We start from the raw sequence: 20,409 nt of genomic DNA, 5'->3' as shown, positions 1-20,409 counted from the left end.
ATGAGATCCGCTGGATACCTAATTATCGCATTAGGGCTTATAATAAGCCTTGCGTTAGCCCAGGACGGGGTTTACGGCAAACCCGGTGAATACCTGAGGTTCGGCACATGCGCGCGAGGACTTGCTCTTGGTGGCGCATACTCTACTATTGTAAACAATGCTGATGCGCTGCTTTACAACCCCGCAGGACTGGGTGCTCTCGAAAGATGGGAGCTTGCAGTAACCCATGCACAGCTGTTCCTCGACTCGAGGTATGAAAATGTTTCTTTCGGCTATCCTATCGGGAAAATAGGCAATATAGGGCTATCTCTGACAAGCTTTGGTATATCGAAATTTGAAGGCAGAGACCAGTTCAGCAGACCGACAGGCGAGTTCTCGCTCAACGATATTGCTATAAGCGCCGGTTTCGGAAGATGGTTTTGGGGAAGAAGGTTCAGAATGGGTATTTCGGGAAAGTATCTGAGTTCTTCCATGGGCGATTATTCCGCAAGCGGATTTGGAGGCGTTGATTTCGGCGTGGTTACCAAGGACATAATGCGAAAGTTCCGCGTCGGACTGGCTGTATACAATCTTGGAGCATCTGAAATAGCTGGAGATAAACTCCCAATGGTTATAAGGTTTGGCGTGGGAATAAAGCCGATAAGGCGTATTTTCCTGCTTGCTGATGTGGAGAAAGTCGAGGATGTGATAAGACCTCATTTTGGAGTAGAGGCGAAGATAACCAAGTTCCTGCTGCTTCGCGGTGGCTATAACATGAACGAGGTCACATTCGGGCTGGGACTCGCTCTCGACAGGATGATAAGTTCGATGCGTGGTCTTGGGCGACCTTCACTCGACTATGCTGGCGCTGTTATGAATCCTGTGGGCAATGATTACATGAGGTTCACGCTTACTTTTCACGGTGCCGAGCGTTATAAGCTTTCGGACCTTATGGCTCAAACGGATCCATGTGCGAGACTAACGGAATTTGAGGGATTGCTGGATAAGGACGGTCTTATAGGTGCTAAAGCGAACCTTATTTTTGGTGACTGCTACTTTACTTATGAAAGCAAGAAAGCACCACTCTCCGCAGCGCCTAATTTCAAAGATATTTATCCATTCTTCAAGGAAGCTTACATTGGAAAATTTGGCGCGAACTGGGTGCAGAACATACTCGCTACTGAAGGTTCGAACCTTGTGTTCTCACAGCGAACTCATTATATGTTCGCTGAGGTTTCGATGCATAAACAGATAAACGAGGAGACGAAGAATCTTATACAGGATCTTATTTCCCTTGGTGGCGATAGCGCCCAATATGATGTAAGACTTCAATACGATCTTGCGTACACATATGAGGTTCTGGGATATCTCGATAGCGCTAAGGCGCTCTATACCGAGATAGCTAACATGACAGAGCTTGAGGATCCCGTGCGACCACTCGCCATGTACAGACTTGCTTATCTGACGCGTGAAAGTGACCCAACTGGTGCTATAGGGCTTCTTAAGAAGCTCGTTCAAAAGTTTGGCTTTGGATTTTACGACGAAAATTGGGGCAGGCTATCTTACCCCATGTTCCCGAAAAAATACAAGGACAATTCCATAGCCGATGATGCCTTATTGCTTATGGGCGATATTTATGCTGCTCAGGGTGGAGAGGATAATGCGAAGAACGCTTTAATAGCTTATCTTGACATAATACTGTTTTACCCAGATGCGGACAGAGAGGTGGTTACCGCTGCTGCTCAAAGGGCTGCGAACATCTACGATAAGCTTGGAATGACTAAAGAAGCTGAGAATATGCGGAAACTCGCTGGTTCTCTGTAAATTTTTTCGGAAAATATTGTGTTGACACGAGAAATAGTGGCATTTAAATATCGTTAAATTATATTGACTATTAAGGACAGCAAAATAGAAAACAAAAGTAAAAGGAGGAGGTAGTAATGCACGGGAAACTAACACTGCTGGCTCTTGTGGTTTTAAGCGCTATGGCACTGATGCCAGTGCATGCACAAGAGTACATGGACTCTATTTGGGTTCATATTTCGTCAGCAGATGAGTCAAAGGACGAAGCTGGAAACCTTCAGGTAACACTTGGATGGGAAGTCTATATTAAACGATATAATCCCAGAAGGAAAACCTATTCCGATTGGGAAAAAGTAATGTCCCCATCTGACCTCGGGCTTACATTTCGTGCTGAAGTCTCCACCGATTCTACCTTCACCACAATAGCTGATAAAAAGGAAACAAATGAGCTTTCCGTGATATTCACAGGTCTCAATTTCGGTCAGCACTATTGGTGGCGAGTGGTCTTGGCATCGCCGCCGTATCCGTCGAAATGGGACTTCGCAGAGGGTGTTGTTTTCAAGCATGCCGCTGTCGTTACTAAAAAAAGAGGAATATTTGCCGCCTACTGGAATTTCATCAAAAGAGGTGGTAAAGCATTCATGATTGCTCAGCACGCGCTCCTTTTGTTCGGGATAGTAACATGGATACTTATCTGGCGAAGATTATGGCTGGCTAACATATTCCCACCGAATAAACCGAGCCTTCTTTATAGAATCCTTCCTGTTGATAGAGTAGGTAAAACTGAGGTGGAGAGCGAAAGAGGTAATATATTCCTTCGCGAGGTGGCAAAATACTGGTCGAAAGCTATGGAATCCATGTCTGTAGGACCTGAGGACTTCCCTACTAAGGAGGACTTCCTTAAGGCAGATGAGAAAGTCGAGGAAGAGATTGCTAAGAGGAAATGGCTTGAGATTGGTTTGCCCAATGTTGAGAAAGCCATAGAGATTTGCAAAAATGGTGTGCCGGGCATAAAGCTCCCCAAAAAGCCGCTCGATTATCCGACTGTTAGGGTATTCCTTGCTGCGTTGGAAAACCACAGGGCTAACAGGAACAATTTCTATGCTTCCCAAGAGATGGACCGTGCTGCTGATAATACCATGATTAAGGAAGTCGACCAACTGAAAGGCTGGGAGGTAACAGCACTCTGGGCTGTTGGGTCTATTGAGCCCATGCTCGGACTTTTTGGAACGGTTGTAGGTATAAGACAGGCATTCGGTAAAATCGAGGAAACCGTGAGAACCAATCCTAATGTCCAGCTTAATGTTATCGTGCCGCAGCTTGCAGGTGGTATTTATGTCGCTTTGATAACCACCATTGTAGGTCTTATGTTCGGAATACCTATGATGCTTCTGCACTACTATTATCGTGGTAAAGTCGATTGGATCTTCGGTAAGTGGGAAGAGATTATGACAAACATCCTTAACCAGGCTTGAGGAGGTGGTAGACTATGAAGAGGCGCGAAGAACCACTTCCAAAAGCCGAGTGGACATCACTTGTGGATATTATCTTTCAGTTGCTAATATTCTTCATGGTTACCATGGCGCTGGGAACGATGCTTAAGCAGTCTGCGGCACAGGTAGCGGGTCAGGAGAAAAAGGACTTACCTCAACTCCCTGCGGTTGAAAAGCTCTCATCAGTGGATTGGGAGGTTACTGAGGGATACTTACTTCATATAGATAGATTACAGAAGCCACCTTTCAATGGTGACCTTGCAGCATATATACTCGACCCTGCGGTGCCAACAGTTAAAGAAGCAGAAGCCGAGTCTTCTCATGCGCATGGTCCATTCCCGTTGGAAAAAGCGAAAAGGATACTTCAGCGGAGGATTGAAGATGAGATATTTATGGGGAATCCACCTCCACGGCTTGAGATACGCGCTCATAAGGATACGCCTTTCGGATACATTCTCGATATAATGGAATTCTGCGACCGAGACTCCATCGAAGTAGTAGGGTTCAGATTTTCTCACATCAAGAAAAGACTATTTTAGGGAGGTGATAGCAAATGAAAAGACGAGTAGAACCGCTCCCTGCAACGGAACTTACATCACTTGTGGACATTATATTCCAACTAATGATATTTTTCCTTGTTTCGATATCGATTCTTCCGGCTATAAAGTCGGCGCCGCAGGTTGAAGGGCTTATGAACCTTCCTACGCCTAAAAGAGGCGATGCAGAGGCATCCGTCCTTATTCAGATACACAAAACTCCCACAGGTGGACTCGATTATTATGTCCTTCAGGGCAACGACGAGTCCGCTGAGTTTTACAATTGGTTCAAGGACAAGAGACAAATAGTTAAAATTCCGTCTGCATATGTGGCATTCAGAAATGCTGCACAGCGATATAGAGTTATCTACGATGAGCGAGGGTTGAAAGCTTTTCTGCTCGATATAAGGGATAACGACCCTGCAGTCATAATAAGAGCTCCAGGAAATATACCATACAGTGATGTTGTAAGGATAACTGGGTTCATGCACTCGATAGGCATAGCGAAGATAGCCTGGGTCAGAGGCACGCTTTCGGACCTTAAGGTGGAGATCAAAAAGTCACGGAGGGGACGGGTATGAAAACAAAAACACTTAAAATAGCGCTTTTGCTGGCATTGCTTAGCCTGCTTGTTCTCGGATGCGGCGGCGGTGGCGGAGAATCTTACATAAACATCCCCGAGGGTCCCAAAATAATATTTCGCGGTGGTCTGGGAAAGATAACCATAAGATATACACCACCTCCACCACCAATATTCAGAATAGCTAACGCAACAGATTACATAGAATTCAACTACATAAAGGAAAACTACGGTATTCCTGATAAGCCCATAATAGTGGAATACACCGTTGAGGTTTCAGTTATTTCGCCGACCATAATCCAGAGGACGAGTTTACCTCAGTTTAACGATTACATCGTAAGGGTGATACAAGGGTGGACTTATACGCGATTCGGCAAAGGTGCGATGAGGATCAAGGTTGATGTGGCGAAAAAGAGGATAGAGGTGGACCCGGGAAGGATAGTTCTTGTTGAGGCTGAGGCGGGGAAAGAGGTTCCGAGGCTTGGGAATGTGCGTGAAATGGTTCGTCAGGTCGGATTCACCGTGGTTAAGGGAACGCTTTTCTGATTGTGGACTAAGAAAAACCAGGTATGAAGCGTTTTAACTTGGGAAGCGACACTATTTAGAATAAAATCGGGAGGTAAGTATATGCGTAAATTCTTACTAATAACAATGCCACTTTTGGCGTTATGCCTTGCCTCGGCGCAGACTATAGACCTTGCTACTGCCACGCATGCGCTGGATAAAGGCGTTAAAAGCTATCTTGCGGGCGATATGGACAAAGCCAAGCCACTTTTCGAGGAAGCTATAAAGGATTTCGAGCAATTGCTGGGCGGCGTTCTATCACCCTCTGATGAGGCTTACTCCAAATACTTTCTTGCTACAGCGCGATATTATGCTGCTAAAATAGGTAAAGATAGAGACCTTATAGAAAAAGCAGCGGAGACATTCCGTGATGCTGCGCTTGCATTCAAGAACCTTGGCATAATAGGTGAAGAGTATGTTCGCTCGGTTTACATGCGTTCGCTCTGTTCGTTTAGGTTATTCCAGCTTGCAGCTACTGAAAGAGCACAGTCAAGGGAGCTGGACAATGCTATCGGAAATCTCATGGCATTTCTCGATGACGAGAATGTTCAGAAGAACAAAGCCGACTTCCAGGACCTTATCGACAATGCGACATATTTGCTTGGATACTGCCAGTATCAGCTTGGTTACATTAATTCATTTTATCCCGGAAAATACGGCACCGCAAAGAAATTCCTGAAGGATGCAGTGGAGACCTTCAAGAAGGCTAAGATGTCCTCGAACGAGCAGCTTGCGCTTTCGGCAGCTTATATGGAAGCTACCTGCCATTATGTTATAGCAAGGCTTTATCTTAGAGTTCCTGAGGACAAGTGGGAAAAGTATAAACTCGCAAAGGGGACGCGATTTTCTGCCGCTGAGGAAGAACTCGGGCTTTCTATGAAGATTCTCGAGAAGATGGTGGCATCTGCGGGAACATACAAGGACCTTCAGCTTATGGGGAAAGTGGGTAAGCTTATTGACATGATAACACTTGGTTCGGTGGGAGACAAAAAGCAACTCGACGATGCACTGGAAAAGCTTACTGACCTTCGTTCGGCGCCGGGTTGGGGTGATGAAGTTTTGAACAGAATAGCTGATGGTGCATTGCTTAACTACCTTATTTACAATGGTCCACTACGCAGTGCCGCAAGCAACCTCTCAAGGGTAGCAAGCAAAAACTTTGAGGCTTATTACTGGGCTGGATGGCTTCACTTTATCAACAGCGAATACGATAAAGCTAATGCAAAATTCTCCACATTCTTGAGCAAGAGCGGTGCCATAAGAACGACGAAAATGAGGGAGCTTCGCGCTGACGCCAAGTTCAGGCAGGCTGAGTGTTTGTTCTGGATGGGTGTGAAAAGAAGCGATATAAACCTTCTTGGGCAGGCGGACAACATATACAAAGCGCTTGAGAACCCAAAGGGTGAGTACTACAGGTATCTTACCGAAGATGCAAGGGATATTGTTGCGATAAGGCGATTCTTGATAAACATCGAATCGAGCCTTGGTAAGGAAAGGAATGTAAGCGTTTTCGATGCAGCCATGGCTCTTGCTGGGCTTCAGTTGCCCAAGGATGCGGAAAAGTACATCGATGCCGGAAAATACTTTCTGCAGAAGGGCATAGAGACTGCCGCTCTTGAGCGTGAGACTGCTCTACGATTTGCTATTCACGCGTTTGACAAGGTGCTCAGTGCTGGAGTCTCGTCTGCGCTGAAAAATAGGGCAAGATTTCTTAAAGGTGTTGCTCTCGTTAAACTTGCCACAGTTCAGGAGAAGGATAAAGCCCCCGCAACTATAGAAGAGGCGAGAGGCGTTCTTGAGGGTTGCACATCGCCTTTCAGGGACGAGGCGAAGTATGTTATAGGTATAGGCTACTTCAATATAAACAAGTATGACCTTGCTTTGTCGCTTCTTTCGCCGCTTAAAGCCAGAGGACACTATAGAGCTGCGTTCACATATGCGATAATAAAAGAGGAGCAGAATCGTTGTGCTGATGCAGCAAGAGCATTAGGTTCAATTCTTAAGACCATACGCAACAAAACTGACTATTGGTATCAGAAAGCTGACCTTGAACTTTCCAAGCTACCGTGTCGTGCGCAGGCATCGGCGGCTTCGGCACTTCCAAGGTATAAGGAAGCTCCTATGACATACGAAAGGCTTGTGGACGAGGAGGCGGAGCGAGCAAGAAAAAAGCATGAATGCTTGTACATCTGGCACAAGGATTCAAGATATAAGGAAATACCTGACATTGACAAGCTTATCCCGGACCGTCCGCCGGAAACTCATGTTACGATTGAGCTCGCTATCGAGCCTAAGGGTGGCGAGGAAACTATCATATTCGACGGCAAGCCAGACGCAGCGAAGCCAGTAAGCGGTAAGCCATCACTTTACAAGATAACCACCAATAGAGGAACGCATGAGGTCGTGGTTAAGAAGAAAGGTTTCTACAAATGGGACGGCAAGATAAAGATAACTCGCTCCGAGAGGATAACTATAACGCTTAAGAAAGCGGTTAAGTATACACCTACGGGCGAGGTTTCGGGAACGAGATACGCCATAGCGGTTTCCTCGAATGGTTCTGAAACATTCGTTGCGAACGCGAAAGACCACAAGATAATATGGTTATCCAAGGATGGGAGCAAAAAAGGCGAGTTCAGGTACAGCGACCTTACCATTGGTGGTGTTGGTGGACTGGCACTCGATGGAAGGAAACTTATAATAACTGACCCCAAAAGGAACCAGATTATAAGGCTTATACCCGGGAAATCTGAGGTTATAAAAGAGGAACCGGAGGAATCCACCACCGCTGAAGGTGAGGAAGCAGCTGAAGAGGTTAAACCAGTTAAGGCTGCAAAACTTAAGTTCGATGTTATAGCATATAGCGGGGAAAGATACGGTAGCAGCCCGCTTTGGATGCCTGCTGGTGTGGCTGTTTCTGAGGGCGTTTATTACATTGCGGATGCTGGGAATCACAGGATAGTGGTTTTCGAGGGCAAGTCGTTCAAAAAAGAGTTCGGTCGGGATGAGCTTGTTCATCCGCTTTCGGTCGCTGTGAACGGCGACGAAATTCTCGTGGCTGACATAGGGAAAGGTAAAATAGTTCGTTTCTCCATTGGTGGCGAATATCTTGGTGATGTCGAGCTTCCCGACCAGAAACAGCCTGCGTATGTTTATGTCGCGCCCGATGGCTTTGTGTTCGTGGCTGACTACGCGACCAATACTCTTATTAAATACACCCCGAAACTTGAGCCGCTTTCTATAGCCGCAACAGGAGCGCCAGCGCCAAAAGCTGTTTCTCAGATCGGCGAGGGCCCAGCATCGGTGGTTTATCTTGCTAACCTGAAAGGTTTGACGGTTCTTAAAGGAAGCTGGGACAACAATTACAAGCCGTGATGAACAGCACGAAGCAATAAAAATCTTTATTGTGTAGAGTGTAGGGGCTCGTAAGTGAGCCCCTTTTTATTCTGAATCGAGCGTCAAACGATATTTTGAGCACGAGAGAAATAAAAATAGTTCATTCCTCAGACTGGCACCTCGGATTCTATCCAGGCGCAAGGGATAAGAGCGGAGTACCTGTAAGAACCCTTTTCGTATTGAAAGCAGCCGAATCGCTCGTTGACTTTGTCCGCAAAAATGAGGTCGATGTCGTGCTTTTAAGCGGGGACATTCTTAACCGCGGCAATCCATCACCTACCATTCAGAATGCGCTTGCGGGCGTATTGAAATCGTTGGTAGACAGCGGAGCTAAGGTCGTCTATTTGATCGGTAATCACGAAATACCTGGCTGGGGTGACCATCCGGTTAAAATATACGACACGCTCGGTGTTCCGGGAATAATTGTTGCGGATAAGTTTGGCATTTTTTCGCTTGAGGTAAAAGGTTTGCCCCTTGACATTGCTGCGATTCCCTATAGCGCTATTATCAAGAGTGATTTTTCTTCCTTACTTGAGGAAGCTTGCTCGTCGGTTGAGCCGAAACATCCTTCAATACTTATGGCGCACATTTTTGTTCTGGGTGCCAGACTTTCAGGCAGCGACCTTAACCTTCTTCCTGACGAGCCTCACGCTTTTCCCGATGTATTTCGAGACACGCCTTTTTCCTACATCGCCTTGGGACATCTCCACAGGCATCAGAAGCTCATATCCAACCCGCCGACTGTTTATGCTGGAAGCCTTAGCAGGGTTAGTTTCAGCGAAGCCAATGAAACAAAAGGTTTTGTGTTCGTTAGGTTGACCGAAGAGAATTCTTTTTGGCGTGCAAGATGGAATTTCGTCGAGCTCGAATCGCCAAGTTTTATCACCGTAAGTGTAAATATTGCTGATACTGCCAACCCGACCGAATACATTTTGGAGAGGCTTGGACAAATGAGACTTAAGGACGCTATCGTAAGGATAGCGATAACGAGGGCTGCCTCCGACCCGAAGCCAGATATTCCATTTATAAAGCGCACAGTGCTTAAAAGAGGAGCTTTGGAATGTAAGGTAAGCGTGAACACAAAGTATTCTGGTTTAACTGCGGAGAAATCTCTAAGTAAAGCACCGAGAAAGGCAATGGGAACATTGGATATTATATCTGAATACATCTCATCTGTGCGCAAGGAGCACCTTGCTAAAAAAGAGGATATTTTGAAATGTGCCAAAGAGATTATTGATGAATTGAGAGGCTCGCGAAATTAGTAACACAATATATTGTGTTTTTATAATTATTTAACCACTACATATTGTTTTTTCACTTGACAAGACCCTATTCCCCACCGATATTTCAATTGTCCGAAAAGACCAAACAGGAGGAGGTAAGAAAATGAAGTCGTTCGTTCTGTTAGCGATTCTTTCTGTTGTTTTTGCTCAGGATGACTCACTTAAAGTTTATCGTGCGGTTGCGGATACGATTTGGGCGAAGAAATTTGTCAAAAGTGAATTGCTTGAGTTTTCGTCCGATGGTGTGGCGATAAATCGTGACGAGATTTCGTCGCGTCATCCAGTTGAATTTGTGGACTTACTTAGCGCGGTTGGTGGTGTCTATTGCAGACGCCAAAGACCTATTTTTGGAGCTTCTGCGACTCCAATGATAAACGGTGGAAGCTCCAACCATCAGCGCATACTTGTTGACGGTTTGCCTGTTCAGTTCCCTCAGCTTGGGCTGTTTGATGCTGGATGGCTGTCTATGAGCGCTATTTCCCGTGCCGAGGTCATTCCGGGCGCGTGGTCAGCTGTTTACGGCACTGGTGGAATGGCTGGTGCTATGAATTTTGTTATCGAAATGGACCGATTTGATACGACAGTAACTGACATCGAGTATATGCAGGGAAATTACGCTCTGGAGTGTATTAAGCTGCGCATGGAGCATAATCTTTTTCGCGGGTTATCGATGCTTATCGCAGGTGATAGGGTTGAGAATTCGGGTTATCTCGAAGGGGAGAAGAATAGGGTGGAGAATGTGTCATCAAAATTTTTAATTGGGGCATCGGAAAACTTTAAGATAGAGCTTTTTGGTCATTCGCATAGAGGATGGCTCGATTATTACTCTTATGGGACATTGGGTCACCAAAGGGATGAGGTCGCTTTGGCAGATGTAAGAATTAACACGAGATTTGGCGAAAATCTGCTCACAGCAGCCGTTCGACTTGAAAAATACAAACAAAAATATTTCACGAGTTACAGCTCATCCGAGCATAAGGCTAATGCGTTGACATTTGATCTGAGGGCAGCAAGAGAGTTTGGAGCGATAAGCACAAAAGTTTTCGTTCAGCCACGACTGTTGAAATTAAGAAGCACAGACAGCGGAGACCACGATGGACTAAGCGAACTTGGAGCGGGAATTCAATCAACTGTAAGGTCTAACTGGGCAAAAGTGCTTTTATCTGTTCGTTACGATAAGGGCATAAACGGCAAGGGCGGGTTCAGTTTTGGCGGTGGACTAAGAAAGGATTTATCGAAGGGCGTATACGCTGTGGCTAATTTCGGCAGAGGCTTAAGATTTCCCACCCCGAACGATTTGTGGTGGATGGAATCCTATTTTCCGTATTCAGTTCCAGTAATTGATTCTTCCGGCGATACTGTCGGTTGGCAGACAGTGATGATTTACGGCACACGAGGAAATGAGGAACTCAAGAAGGAGAACTCGACCAACGCCTCCGTTGGCATTGGATTTAATAAGAGTCGGGTTAAGGGTTCAGTTACAGCCTTTGCAACTTTTTATAAGGACCTGATTCAGTGGACCTCTACATACATTCCCGTCTCTGATGGTCCTGATTCGTCGATATGGCAGCCAGAAAATATTGCCACCGCTTCGATTGCGGGTTTGAAGATAATGACTTCCATGAAAGCTTTTGACTGGCTTTCTGCTGGGTTAAACGCTGCTTACTTGTTGGCCAAAGACAGCACGGGCAAGAGACTTCCTGAACGACCTGATATGTTTGTTACTTTGCCGATTAAGCTTAATCTTTCATTGCCTAAGGATGTAGGGTTCAGCATTATTCTGACGCCGAAATATATAGGGAGTTTCGAGACGACAGTTTGCGGGACAACTAAGGTTATTCGACCTGGTTTTTTGGCTGATGTCGTAGTATCAGCCACTTACAGCCTGTTCGAAATATTCGTGGCATGGAAAAATCTTACTGATACAAGGTGGGATACATTTGACGGAAGAAAGTCAATGGGAAGGGTTTTCTACGGCGGGATAAGATGGCGTTTTTATGACTGATCAATGAACAGGGCTAAGATTCGCGCATAAGTTAGGCGAGAATACCAATGGATATTGCGATTATTATGCCATCGAGAAGTGTTTCTATGTATGTGCTTTTCCATAGCACCTTTTTGTAGATGAGAACCGAAATAGCAGAGAGCATTATGTATCCTAGAACGAGCCACAATTGACGCGGACCTAATGCCAGAGTTGAAATCATCGCCAAAAGAAATATGGAGAAATTGAGTCTTAGAGTGGCATGTTCCCCAAGTTTTGCGGTTATCGATTTTCGTTGAAGGATGCGGTCTGATTCAAGGTCTTTAAGGCCAAGTGCTATTGCACGGAGCAAAGCAATGCCCAGTATTGGCACAAGCGCTTTGGGATTGTAATCGCCCCCGATGGCCCAGGTGAAAAAAATCCAGACACTTATAAGAAGGGAGTCCTTAACAGCCGTGGGCAGTAATCTTTCGATATTTGCTGACCATCTATAGATAGCCATCAGGACGAATACGCAGAGCACGAGATATTTTAGCCTTACAGCCGAAAGGAGTGTTAGCACCACTCCAACTATTAATGCTACATGCGAGGCATAGAGAAGTATTGTTCGGTTTTTTCTAACGAATTGGACTTTACTTGGGTCCATAAGGGCTAATCCCTGCCATTCCCGGAATTCGTAGAAGTTCTGCGCGGTAAAGACTGCTGCCGAGGTTATCAGCGCCCGAAAAACGCCTTCGGGGACGGAAAATATGCTGCTTATGGCGAGACTAAAAAGGAAGCTTGAGAATGCCATGTAAAGATTGCTTCTTAATACCGTGTAGGCAATATTTTTGACCCAGTGCCATTTCCATGGTGGAGCAAATTTTCTGTTTATAGCTTCGAGTCTGTCGACCACATTGTCTATAATCCAGTGTGGAGTTGATGCACCTGCGACGACAGCAACACAGTCTATGCCAGTGAAATCCTCTGGCTTTAATTCGGCTGCGGTTTCGACCCAGAATGTGGGTTTTCCTGTCTCGCTTGCTAATTTATACAACCGCTTGGTGTTAGCACTGTTTTTTCCACCAACAACTACGAACGCATCACAGTCCTCGCTCAGCTTTTCAACCTCGTCCTGACGAAATGATGTTTCCGAACAAAGAGTATTTCTAACTATTACATTCTTATACTTTTCTTTTATTTTTGCGACTATTCGGTCGAATGTTCTGTAGTCCATCGTCGTCTGAGCCACGACAAGTACCCTATTCCAGTCTGGTAATTTATCTATCTCATCGGGTGAGTTCACGGCTACAACATCGCCAACTGCCTCGCCCATTATGCCTATTACTTCTGCATGGTCTGGGTCACCGATAACTATAGTGGCATATCCCTGCGAGGAGAATTTTTTCACTATCTTGTGAACTAATGCTACTTTTGGGCATGTCGCATCGAATATTTCGGCTCCTCTGGAGATAAGCTTTTCTATGTCCTGTGGGCGTGCTCCGTGCGATCTTATGACCACTATAGAATTTGGCTCTGCGTCGTCGGGCGAGCGCAAAACTCCTATCCCTTTTTCCTCGAGCATCGCTATGGTTTGTGGGTTGTGTATGAGCGGACCGAGCGTAAAAATCTTTTTACCGCGGTGTTCGTCCGCTATGCGTAGCACGAGCTCTACTGCCCGTTTAACGCCAATGCAAAAACCAGTGCTTTTAGCCAATTTTACTCGCACATTCTCTATTATAGACAATTTGCTTTTCTGCGCAAATCGCTTATTTAACAATAACGATGTATTGTGTTGACTTTTATGACCATTTTGCTATTATTGCTTGAGCAAAGCGAGTTATGCGTAGGGTTAGAAACATAGGTTCAGCATTGCCTGTTGTCCCGCTTCGGGGAATGGTTGTTTTCCCTAACACGGTGACATCGATATTGGTAGGTAGAAGGCGCTCCGTTGAGGCTGTTGAGTATGTGTCTATGGGTAAAAGAACGCTTTTCCTCGTTGCCCAGAAGGAACCAGCGATAGAGGAGCCTACCGCAGCCGACCTTTTTAGGGTGGGAACTGTTGTAAAGATAATTCAGATAATGGGGCTTCCTGACGGTACCATGAAGCTTCTTGTGGAGGGATTATACAGAGCGAAGGTAATGCGATTCAATTCACATAGAAACTTTATGACTGCTATAGTTTACCCTTTCACCTATAAGTATGACCGCAACGACGCCAGGGTTGAAGCGCTTATGCGTCAGATTCGGGAGCTATATCAGGAGTACCTTTCACTCACCGATATGCCCGAGGAAATGGTTAAGACCCTCAACATTGAGAAGCCGATGGAGATGGCGGATGTTATAGCAGCTCAGATAAGCACTGACTTCAGAAAGAAACAAGAAATACTCGAGGCTGAAACACTTAAAACGCTTCTTGAGAAGCTTCTTGAGATGCTGGTAAGGGAGATAGATGTACTTAGGCTTAAACGGGAGATAAACCTTAAAGTAAGGGACATGATAGATAGTAGCCAGCGCGAATTCTACCTAAGACAGCAACTTGAGGCCATAAAGCGAGAGCTTGGCGAGGAATACGGTGCCAGTGAGGGCGAAATAGACGAACTAATGCAACGAGCTAATTCTGGAGATTATCCCGAAAAAGTCAGGGAAGTTCTACTAAAGGAGATAAAGAAGCTTTCCAGAATACCGCCAACATCCCCCGAAGCTGGAGTGATAAGAAGTTATATAGATTGGCTTTTCGAACTGCCATGGAATAAGACATCGCAAGATTCTAAGGACCTTAAAGAATCGGAGCGGATTCTCAATGAGGACCATTATGGGCTTGAGAAAATAAAACAGCGCATAACAGAGCATATAGCGGTAATGATGCTTTCGGATTCTCCCCGTGGACCTATTTTATGCTTCGTTGGTCCTCCTGGTGTTGGCAAGACATCGGTGGCGCAATCCGTTGCTCGTGCGCTGGGAAGAAAGTTTGTTCGCGCATCGCTTGGAGGACTGCATGACGAGGCTGAAATAAGAGGACATAGAAGAACATACATTGGTGCTATGCCTGGCAAAATAATTCAGGGTATAAGGCGGGCTGGCACTAAAAATCCTGTTTTTCTCCTCGACGAGATTGATAAGATCGGACATGACTACCGTGGCGACCCGGCAGCAGCGCTTATGGAGGTCCTCGACCCGGAGCAGAATAAGACATTTATGGACAACTACATTGAGATACCATTCGACCTGTCGCAGGTTATGTTCATAACCACAGCGAATACACTTCAGGGCATACCAGAGCCCCTTCTTGATAGGATGGAGATACTAAGGTTGCCCGGTTACCTCGAAACGGAGAAAGTGATAATAGCTCGTGACTTCCTGCTGCCGAAAGCGATAAAAAGAAATGGACTTGTGAATTATAAAATTGAATTTACCGAAGCGGCATTAAAGCGAATAATCCGCAATTACACTCGTGAAGCGGGTGTAAGGGAACTCGAACGCAAAATAGACGAAATCCTGCGCAAAATAGCTGTGAAAATCGCTGGCAACAAAACAAGGAAAAAGAAGTTCACGATAGATGAAAGCGATGTGGATGACTATCTTGGTGTTCCGCCGTATGTTGAGTCTCCTATTCCTGAGAGGTTAGTTCCTGGTGAGGCTTTGGGGCTTGCCTGGACTTCTTTTGGCGGCGAATTACTCCGCGTTGAGGCTTTGCTTTTACCGGGCAAGGGAACTGCTAAGTTTACGGGCATGCTCGGTGATGTGCTTAAGGAATCGGTCGAGGCTGCGTTGTCGTTGGTTCGCTCGAGGGCTGATGTGCTTGGGTTCAACCCTGAAAAGGTGCTTAAGAGTGACATACATATCCACTTTCCTGAGGGTGCAGTTCCCAAGGATGGTCCGTCGGCAGGGGTTGCTATCTTCTCAGCGGTAGCATCGCTTCTTGCGGGGAGGCCACTGCCAAACGATATAGCGATGACTGGGGAGATAACTCTTACGGGTAGAGTTCTTAAAATAGGTGGTCTTCCTGAAAAGCTGCTTGCGGCAAGAAGATATGGAATTAAAAGAGTCGTTATACCAAAGCTTAACGAGAACGACCTTAAAGAGGTTAAGCCAGAAATTCTTTCGGGGCTTGAGATTATACCAGTCTCTACGGTTGATGAGGTTTTGGAACTTGTGTCGTTGCGTAAGTAGGTTCAGCTTTAAAAATTGTTGCGTATTTTTGCTTAATTAATAAAATGAAGGTCTACATCGGGGACAAGCTCGTTATGGAAAGGAGTAAGGGCACGACGGTTAAAAGGATTATGGAGATACTCGGGCTTCTTGAAGAGGAGTATTTACCGATTGACTGCACTGATGGTTTACCCAAAACTCCTGACTATCGCGTCCCTGATGATGGAGCGATAAAATTTTTACCAACTATTGAGATGTTGAGGTGAAAAATGGACAGGAGAAAGCAGGCGAAAAAATATTATAAACCCAAATCGTGGGAAACTCTTATATTGGCGCTTCTTATAGCGTTAATATTGAGGGCTACGGTTATCGAGGCGTTTAACATTCCGTCGGGTTCAATGGAAGATACGCTTCTTATCGGGGATTTTCTGCTCGGGGAGAAAATTACATATAGGTTCAGGATGCCCCGTCGAGGAGAAGTTATAATTTTCAAGCATCCGGAGCCGCGTTTCAGGGGCAAGGACCTTATCAAGCGCTGCGTCGCAGTTGCTGGAGATACAGTTCAGATAATAAATAAGGTCTTGTATGTGAACGGTAAACCGGTTCCAGATCCACCACTTGCCAAGCACGATTCGACTTTCATCCCGCGGCGGGACAATTTTGGTCCTTATGTAGTCCCGCCTAACTGTGTGTTTGCTATGGGTGATAATCGCGATAATTCATACGATTCGCGGTTCTGGGGTCCCGTTCCCAGAAAGAACCTTAAGGCAAGACCTTTATTCCTTTACTTTTCCGTTGACCCTGGTCCGGGACGGCACAACTTCAGAACGACACTCGATGCCTATAAAATGTTTTTCAAAGCGGTTTTTCACATACCTCCCAGGATAAGATTTAAGCGGATAGGGATGATAATACGATAAGTTTGTTGCGATGATTTTTGTTGACAAAATAAGCTTCACTCATAAGATTTTTCAGCGAACGACCCCATCGTCCAGCCAGGTTAGGACACAGGCCTTTCAAGCCTGTAACACGGGTTCAAATCCCGTTGGGGTCGCCATATGGGCGGATAGCTCAGCTTGGTGAGAGCGCCTGCCTTACAAGCAGGAGGTCGGAGGTTCGAATCCTCTTCCGCCCATTTATAAAAATTTTAACAAAGCATTGGTGTTGGGGCTTTTCTTATATTTCCACCAGACTTGGATTTAGGTGTGGTTAAAAGATTCCATCCCACATTTTCATAGCTTTCCTTACGATTCTCATGGTTTCCTCGGCTTTTTGGCGGGCTTTTTCGGCGCCTTCGTTGAGTATCCTTCTTATTTGTTCCCTGTCAGCGAGGAGTTCTTCGCGACGGGCGCGCAGCGGTTTTATAGTTTCAATTATTCTTTCAGCGAGAAGCTTCTTACACTTTACGCACCCCCAATCCCTATCTCCAGATTCACATTGTGACTTTATCCTTTCGGTTTCCTCAGGGGCGTAGATTTTTAACAGGGCGAATACAGGGCATGTGTCAGGATGGCCGGGGTCACCCCGGTAGATTTTTGTAGGGTCGGTATAATAGCTCATTACTTTTTTGCGGATTGTATCGTCGGATTCGCCCATGCAAATGTAGTTGTTGTAGGATTTGCTCATTTTTCTGTTATCAGTACCGGGAACATAGGGGAGTTTCGACATTAGCGGCTGCGGCTCGGGGAATACTGGCTCGTAAAGGTAATTGAATCGGCGCACTATTTCTCGTGCGAGCTCGAGATGGGGGAGCTGGTCCTTTCCGACCGGCACGAGTTCGGCGCGGTAGATTATTATGTCCGCTGTTTGAAGGAGTGGGTAGCCGAGAAATCCGTAGGTGTCGAGTCCAAGAGTTTTGGATTTTTCCTTGTAAGATGGCACTCGCTCAAGCCATGGTATGGGCACGAACATTGACAAGAGGAGATGAAGTTCAGCATGTTGCTTGACCTGTGATTGGACGAATATAATTGATTTTTTCGGGTCGAGCCCTGATGCAAGGTAGTCGGCGGCTACCTGAAATATCTGTTCCGTAAGCTGGCTTGTGTCCTCATACTGTGCCGTAAGCGCATGCCAATCAACTATCGTGAAGTATGTTTCGTATTCACCTGAATTCTGAAGTTCGACCCAGTTTTTAAGCACCTCATAGTTTCCGAGATGGAGCATTCCCGTTGGTTGCATTCCGGAGAGGAGCACTTTTTTTTCGTGTGTCATGGGTGCCTCTCTTTCTGCTTTTTTACTAAAATTCGAGGTTTATTCCCAGGTCGCCTATACTTTCAGCTATAGTTTCCTTCATTTGCTCTTCGAGGTTTCTATTTGCAGCTGCGACGGCTGCTATTATTAGGTCCTGGAGCATTTCCACATCCTTAGGGTCAACTACCTGTGGGTCTATAGTAATTCTTACCAGTTCCTTCTTACCATTTACCACTGCTTTCACCATGCCACCGCCAGCAGAACCCTCAGCAGTTATACCCTCGAGTCGCTCTTTGAGTTTCTGCACCATGCCCAAGAATGTATCTTTTCCAGCCTGCTCGTCCATGATGATTTTTTTATTCTTTAATTTCAGCGTCAAAAAGAGTTAATATGTCCACTACCTTTTTAGGCAAGTCATTTTTTGGGGTTGCCACTTTTTTTACCGCACCTTCCCTGACGAGTTCTATTTGGACCTCGAAGCCAAGCACCTCGTTGGCTATTTTTCGCAGGAAGTCCATCGTGTCAGCGTTAACTACCATCTCCTCGCGTATTGTCTCAAGTGTGCTGGGGAATTCGAAGAAAAGTGTTCTTTGCTGCAGGGATATTTTCGTTTTTCTTAGCAGTGCTGCGAGTGTTTTTCGGTGGAGCGCTACAGTTTCAACTATTCTTTCAGGAATATTGTTGGGTTTTTCCTTTGTGACTTCAGCCGGCTTTTCTGGTGGTTTATGAGGTTTTGGTGTGGCTTTTTCCACTTTTGCTTCGGTGGTTGTTTTCTCTGGGGATGCGGCAGCGGCTTTTTCCTCGTAGCTTTCGATCAGCTTTTTTATCTCAACGACCTCGTCTATCATTGCGAGGTACACGAGGGTTTGCTCGAGTATGAACCGGGGAATGTCAGTTCTGTTCATTCGTGAGAATGTGTCGGTAATTATTCTCAGGAATCTCAGAAGGTCGTATGATGAGAATTTTTTCGCTATTTGTTGATATAATTCGCGGTTTGGAATGTCTTTGGGCAGTGCGCCAGATTTTGCGAGAAGTGCATTTCTGAAGTGTTCCACGAGGCCTTTAGCTATTTGTAGAGTGTCGAAGCCTGCCTCAAGAAGGGCTGAAAGTTCGTTAATCATTACTGACGGATTTTTGCTTCCTATCGCGCCGGCGATTTTGCTGAACGATTTAGCGGGCATTATTCCGAGAAGATATGCTGCATCATCCTGAGTTATTTTGCCTTCGGGGGCAAAAGCCATTAGCTGGTCGAGCATCGATAAGGCATCGCGAACGGAGCCATCAGCGCGCATAGTTATAAGTTCGGCGGCTTCTTTCGACAGTGAGTACCCCTCAGCATCGGCTATTTTTTTGATGTGTTCCGCTATGAGAGCTGCAGGGACACGCTTGAAATCGAGTTGTTGACATCGTGATTTTATGGTGGGCAGAACTTTGTGAGGTTCGGTGGTGGCGAATATGAACACCACATTGGAGGGCGGTTCCTCGAGAGTTTTGAGCAGCGTGTTGAACGCTTCAGTGGTGAGCATGTGTACCTCATCGATTATTATGACTTTATACCGCCCATTCGGCGCGTAAACTATGTGGTTTCTCAGTTCGCGGGCATCCTCGACGCTTCTGTTGGATGCTCCGTCTATTTCCAGCACATCCGGGGACCTTCCCTCGTTTATTTCTATGCAGGATGGGCATTTGTTGCAGGGTGTTGGTGTTGGTTTATCGTAGCTTTCGCAATTGAGTGCCTTAGCGAATATTCTCGCGGTGGTTGTTTTCCCCACGCCTCGCGGTCCGGTAAAAAGGTATGCGTGGCCGATGCGTCCCTGCTCGATGGCGCGCCTTAGCATGTTCGTTATGTGGTCCTGTCCTATAACCTCATCAAAGGTTTTAGGTCGCCACTTTCGTGCCAGAACGAGATAACTCATCGCACACCTCCAACTGGAAATTAAGCTATATCGGGATGGTTTGCAACAGGAAATAGGTAGGGCACAACCATTTCACCTCACCAGCACCACTCTTCTCACCACCGCCTCGCCACCGACACTAACCCTGAGCAAATAAACCCCCGACGGCACGCTAACTTCGGGGCGCCAGACCAGCTCATGCCAGCCAGCGGTAAGCTTGGATTTGTGTATATGATCAATAAGCTTTCCCGAAATGTCGTATATATCGATTTTGGCATCGCCGGCATTGGGCATGCGAAGTTTTATTCTCACCTCAGCGTTGAAAGGATTTGGGTAGCAGGTGAGGGAGAGAGTGCGGGGTTTGGGGGGCTCATATACTGCGGTTGTCGCGCCGTTGAAGCTGAAGCAAAGGGGTAAAGAATCGGGTAAAGTACCTATAGTGTCAGAAATGCTATCAATGCAAACCCAATAGCCTTTCGCTGAATCCCAAGGTATCGATGGAGAGAATATTAGCAGTGAAGCCGGCGGGAAATAGATCAATTCAGGTGCCGATATATCAAATGTATCAGCATTAATTG

General features: G+C 46.0%; 16 protein-coding genes and 2 tRNA genes. 13 read left to right on the top strand and 5 right to left on the bottom strand.

Annotation, left to right across the window (positions count from 1 at the left end; genetic code table 11):
• From J7J62_05045 to J7J62_05010, 8 genes are all read left to right on the top strand, one after another.
• On the top strand, positions 1-1,803 hold the full coding sequence (locus J7J62_05045) for a PorV/PorQ family protein (GenBank protein MCD6124518.1): 1,803 nt from the start codon (positions 1-3) through the stop codon (positions 1,801-1,803).
• Positions 1,804-1,919: 116 nt separating this feature from the next.
• Positions 1,920-3,257 carry a MotA/TolQ/ExbB proton channel family protein gene (locus tag J7J62_05040; GenBank protein MCD6124517.1) on the top strand — a complete coding sequence of 446 codons (1,338 nt, stop codon included), beginning with the start codon at positions 1,920-1,922 and terminating at the stop codon, positions 3,255-3,257.
• 14 nt (positions 3,258-3,271) lie between these two features.
• Positions 3,272-3,814, top strand: coding sequence for a biopolymer transporter ExbD (locus tag J7J62_05035; GenBank protein MCD6124516.1), 543 nt, complete (start codon positions 3,272-3,274; stop codon positions 3,812-3,814).
• 14 nt (positions 3,815-3,828) lie between these two features.
• A complete protein-coding gene (locus tag J7J62_05030; protein MCD6124515.1) occupies positions 3,829-4,392 on the top strand; it encodes a biopolymer transporter ExbD in 564 nt (187 codons plus the stop codon).
• Positions 4,389-4,937 (top strand): hypothetical protein, encoded by a 549-nt coding sequence (locus J7J62_05025; GenBank protein MCD6124514.1) that lies wholly within the window; start codon positions 4,389-4,391, stop codon positions 4,935-4,937. Before J7J62_05030 ends, J7J62_05025 begins: the two co-directional genes overlap by 4 nt.
• Positions 4,938-5,018: 81 nt before the next feature.
• The gene (locus tag J7J62_05020) at positions 5,019-8,327 is read left to right on the top strand and encodes a hypothetical protein (protein MCD6124513.1); all 3,309 of its coding nucleotides are present in this window, start codon (positions 5,019-5,021) and stop codon (positions 8,325-8,327) included.
• Positions 8,328-8,422: 95 nt separating this feature from the next.
• Entirely contained in the window at positions 8,423-9,610 is a 1,188-nt protein-coding gene (locus J7J62_05015; protein MCD6124512.1) for an exonuclease SbcCD subunit D, read from the top strand.
• Positions 9,611-9,734: 124 nt separating this feature from the next.
• Entirely contained in the window at positions 9,735-11,636 is a 1,902-nt protein-coding gene (locus J7J62_05010; protein ID MCD6124511.1) for a TonB-dependent receptor, read from the top strand.
• Between the two features lie 31 nt (positions 11,637-11,667).
• Here the strand turns inward: J7J62_05010 and ispH are convergent, their stop codons facing one another.
• Positions 11,668-13,323: a 4-hydroxy-3-methylbut-2-enyl diphosphate reductase gene (ispH, locus tag J7J62_05005; protein ID MCD6124510.1), complete on the bottom strand. Its 1,656-nt coding sequence runs from the start codon at positions 13,321-13,323 to the stop codon at positions 11,668-11,670.
• Between the two features lie 113 nt (positions 13,324-13,436).
• On the opposite strand from ispH, the gene lon reads away from it, so the two are divergent.
• The 5 genes from lon to J7J62_04980 all read left to right on the top strand — a co-directional run bounded on the left by lon (position 13,437) and on the right by J7J62_04980 (position 16,881).
• On the top strand, positions 13,437-15,767 hold the full coding sequence (gene lon, locus J7J62_05000; GenBank protein ID MCD6124509.1) for an endopeptidase La: 2,331 nt from the start codon (positions 13,437-13,439) through the stop codon (positions 15,765-15,767).
• A 44-nt stretch (positions 15,768-15,811) separates the two neighbouring features.
• The gene (locus tag J7J62_04995) at positions 15,812-16,012 is read left to right on the top strand and encodes a hypothetical protein (protein ID MCD6124508.1); all 201 of its coding nucleotides are present in this window, start codon (positions 15,812-15,814) and stop codon (positions 16,010-16,012) included.
• A 3-nt stretch (positions 16,013-16,015) separates the two neighbouring features.
• Entirely contained in the window at positions 16,016-16,666 is a 651-nt protein-coding gene (gene lepB / locus J7J62_04990) for a signal peptidase I (GenBank protein MCD6124507.1), read from the top strand.
• Positions 16,667-16,726: 60 nt separating this feature from the next.
• A tRNA-Glu gene (locus J7J62_04985) sits at positions 16,727-16,803 on the top strand.
• A gap of 3 nt (positions 16,804-16,806) precedes the next feature.
• Positions 16,807-16,881, top strand: a tRNA-Val gene (locus J7J62_04980).
• 74 nt (positions 16,882-16,955) lie between these two features.
• Here J7J62_04980 and trpS read toward each other — a convergent pair.
• From trpS to J7J62_04960, 4 genes are all read right to left on the bottom strand, one after another.
• Entirely contained in the window at positions 16,956-17,957 is a 1,002-nt protein-coding gene (gene trpS / locus J7J62_04975) for a tryptophan--tRNA ligase (protein ID MCD6124506.1), read from the bottom strand.
• 25 nt (positions 17,958-17,982) lie between these two features.
• Complete coding sequence (locus J7J62_04970) at positions 17,983-18,282, bottom strand: YbaB/EbfC family nucleoid-associated protein (GenBank protein MCD6124505.1); 300 nt, start codon at positions 18,280-18,282, stop codon at positions 17,983-17,985.
• A gap of 10 nt (positions 18,283-18,292) precedes the next feature.
• Positions 18,293-19,852 (bottom strand): DNA polymerase III subunit gamma/tau, encoded by a 1,560-nt coding sequence (gene dnaX, locus J7J62_04965; protein MCD6124504.1) that lies wholly within the window; start codon positions 19,850-19,852, stop codon positions 18,293-18,295.
• Between the two features lie 72 nt (positions 19,853-19,924).
• A partial coding sequence (locus J7J62_04960) for a T9SS type A sorting domain-containing protein (protein MCD6124503.1) occupies positions 19,925-20,409 on the bottom strand: 485 nt, incomplete at its 5' end.

It is taken from the genome of bacterium, assembly GCA_021159335.1.
GTDB lineage: Bacteria > UBP14 > UBA6098 > B30-G16 > B30-G16 > JAGGRZ01.
Note: the sequence above shows the minus strand (reverse complement) of the source record. Positions and strands in the feature narration are given on the sequence as shown.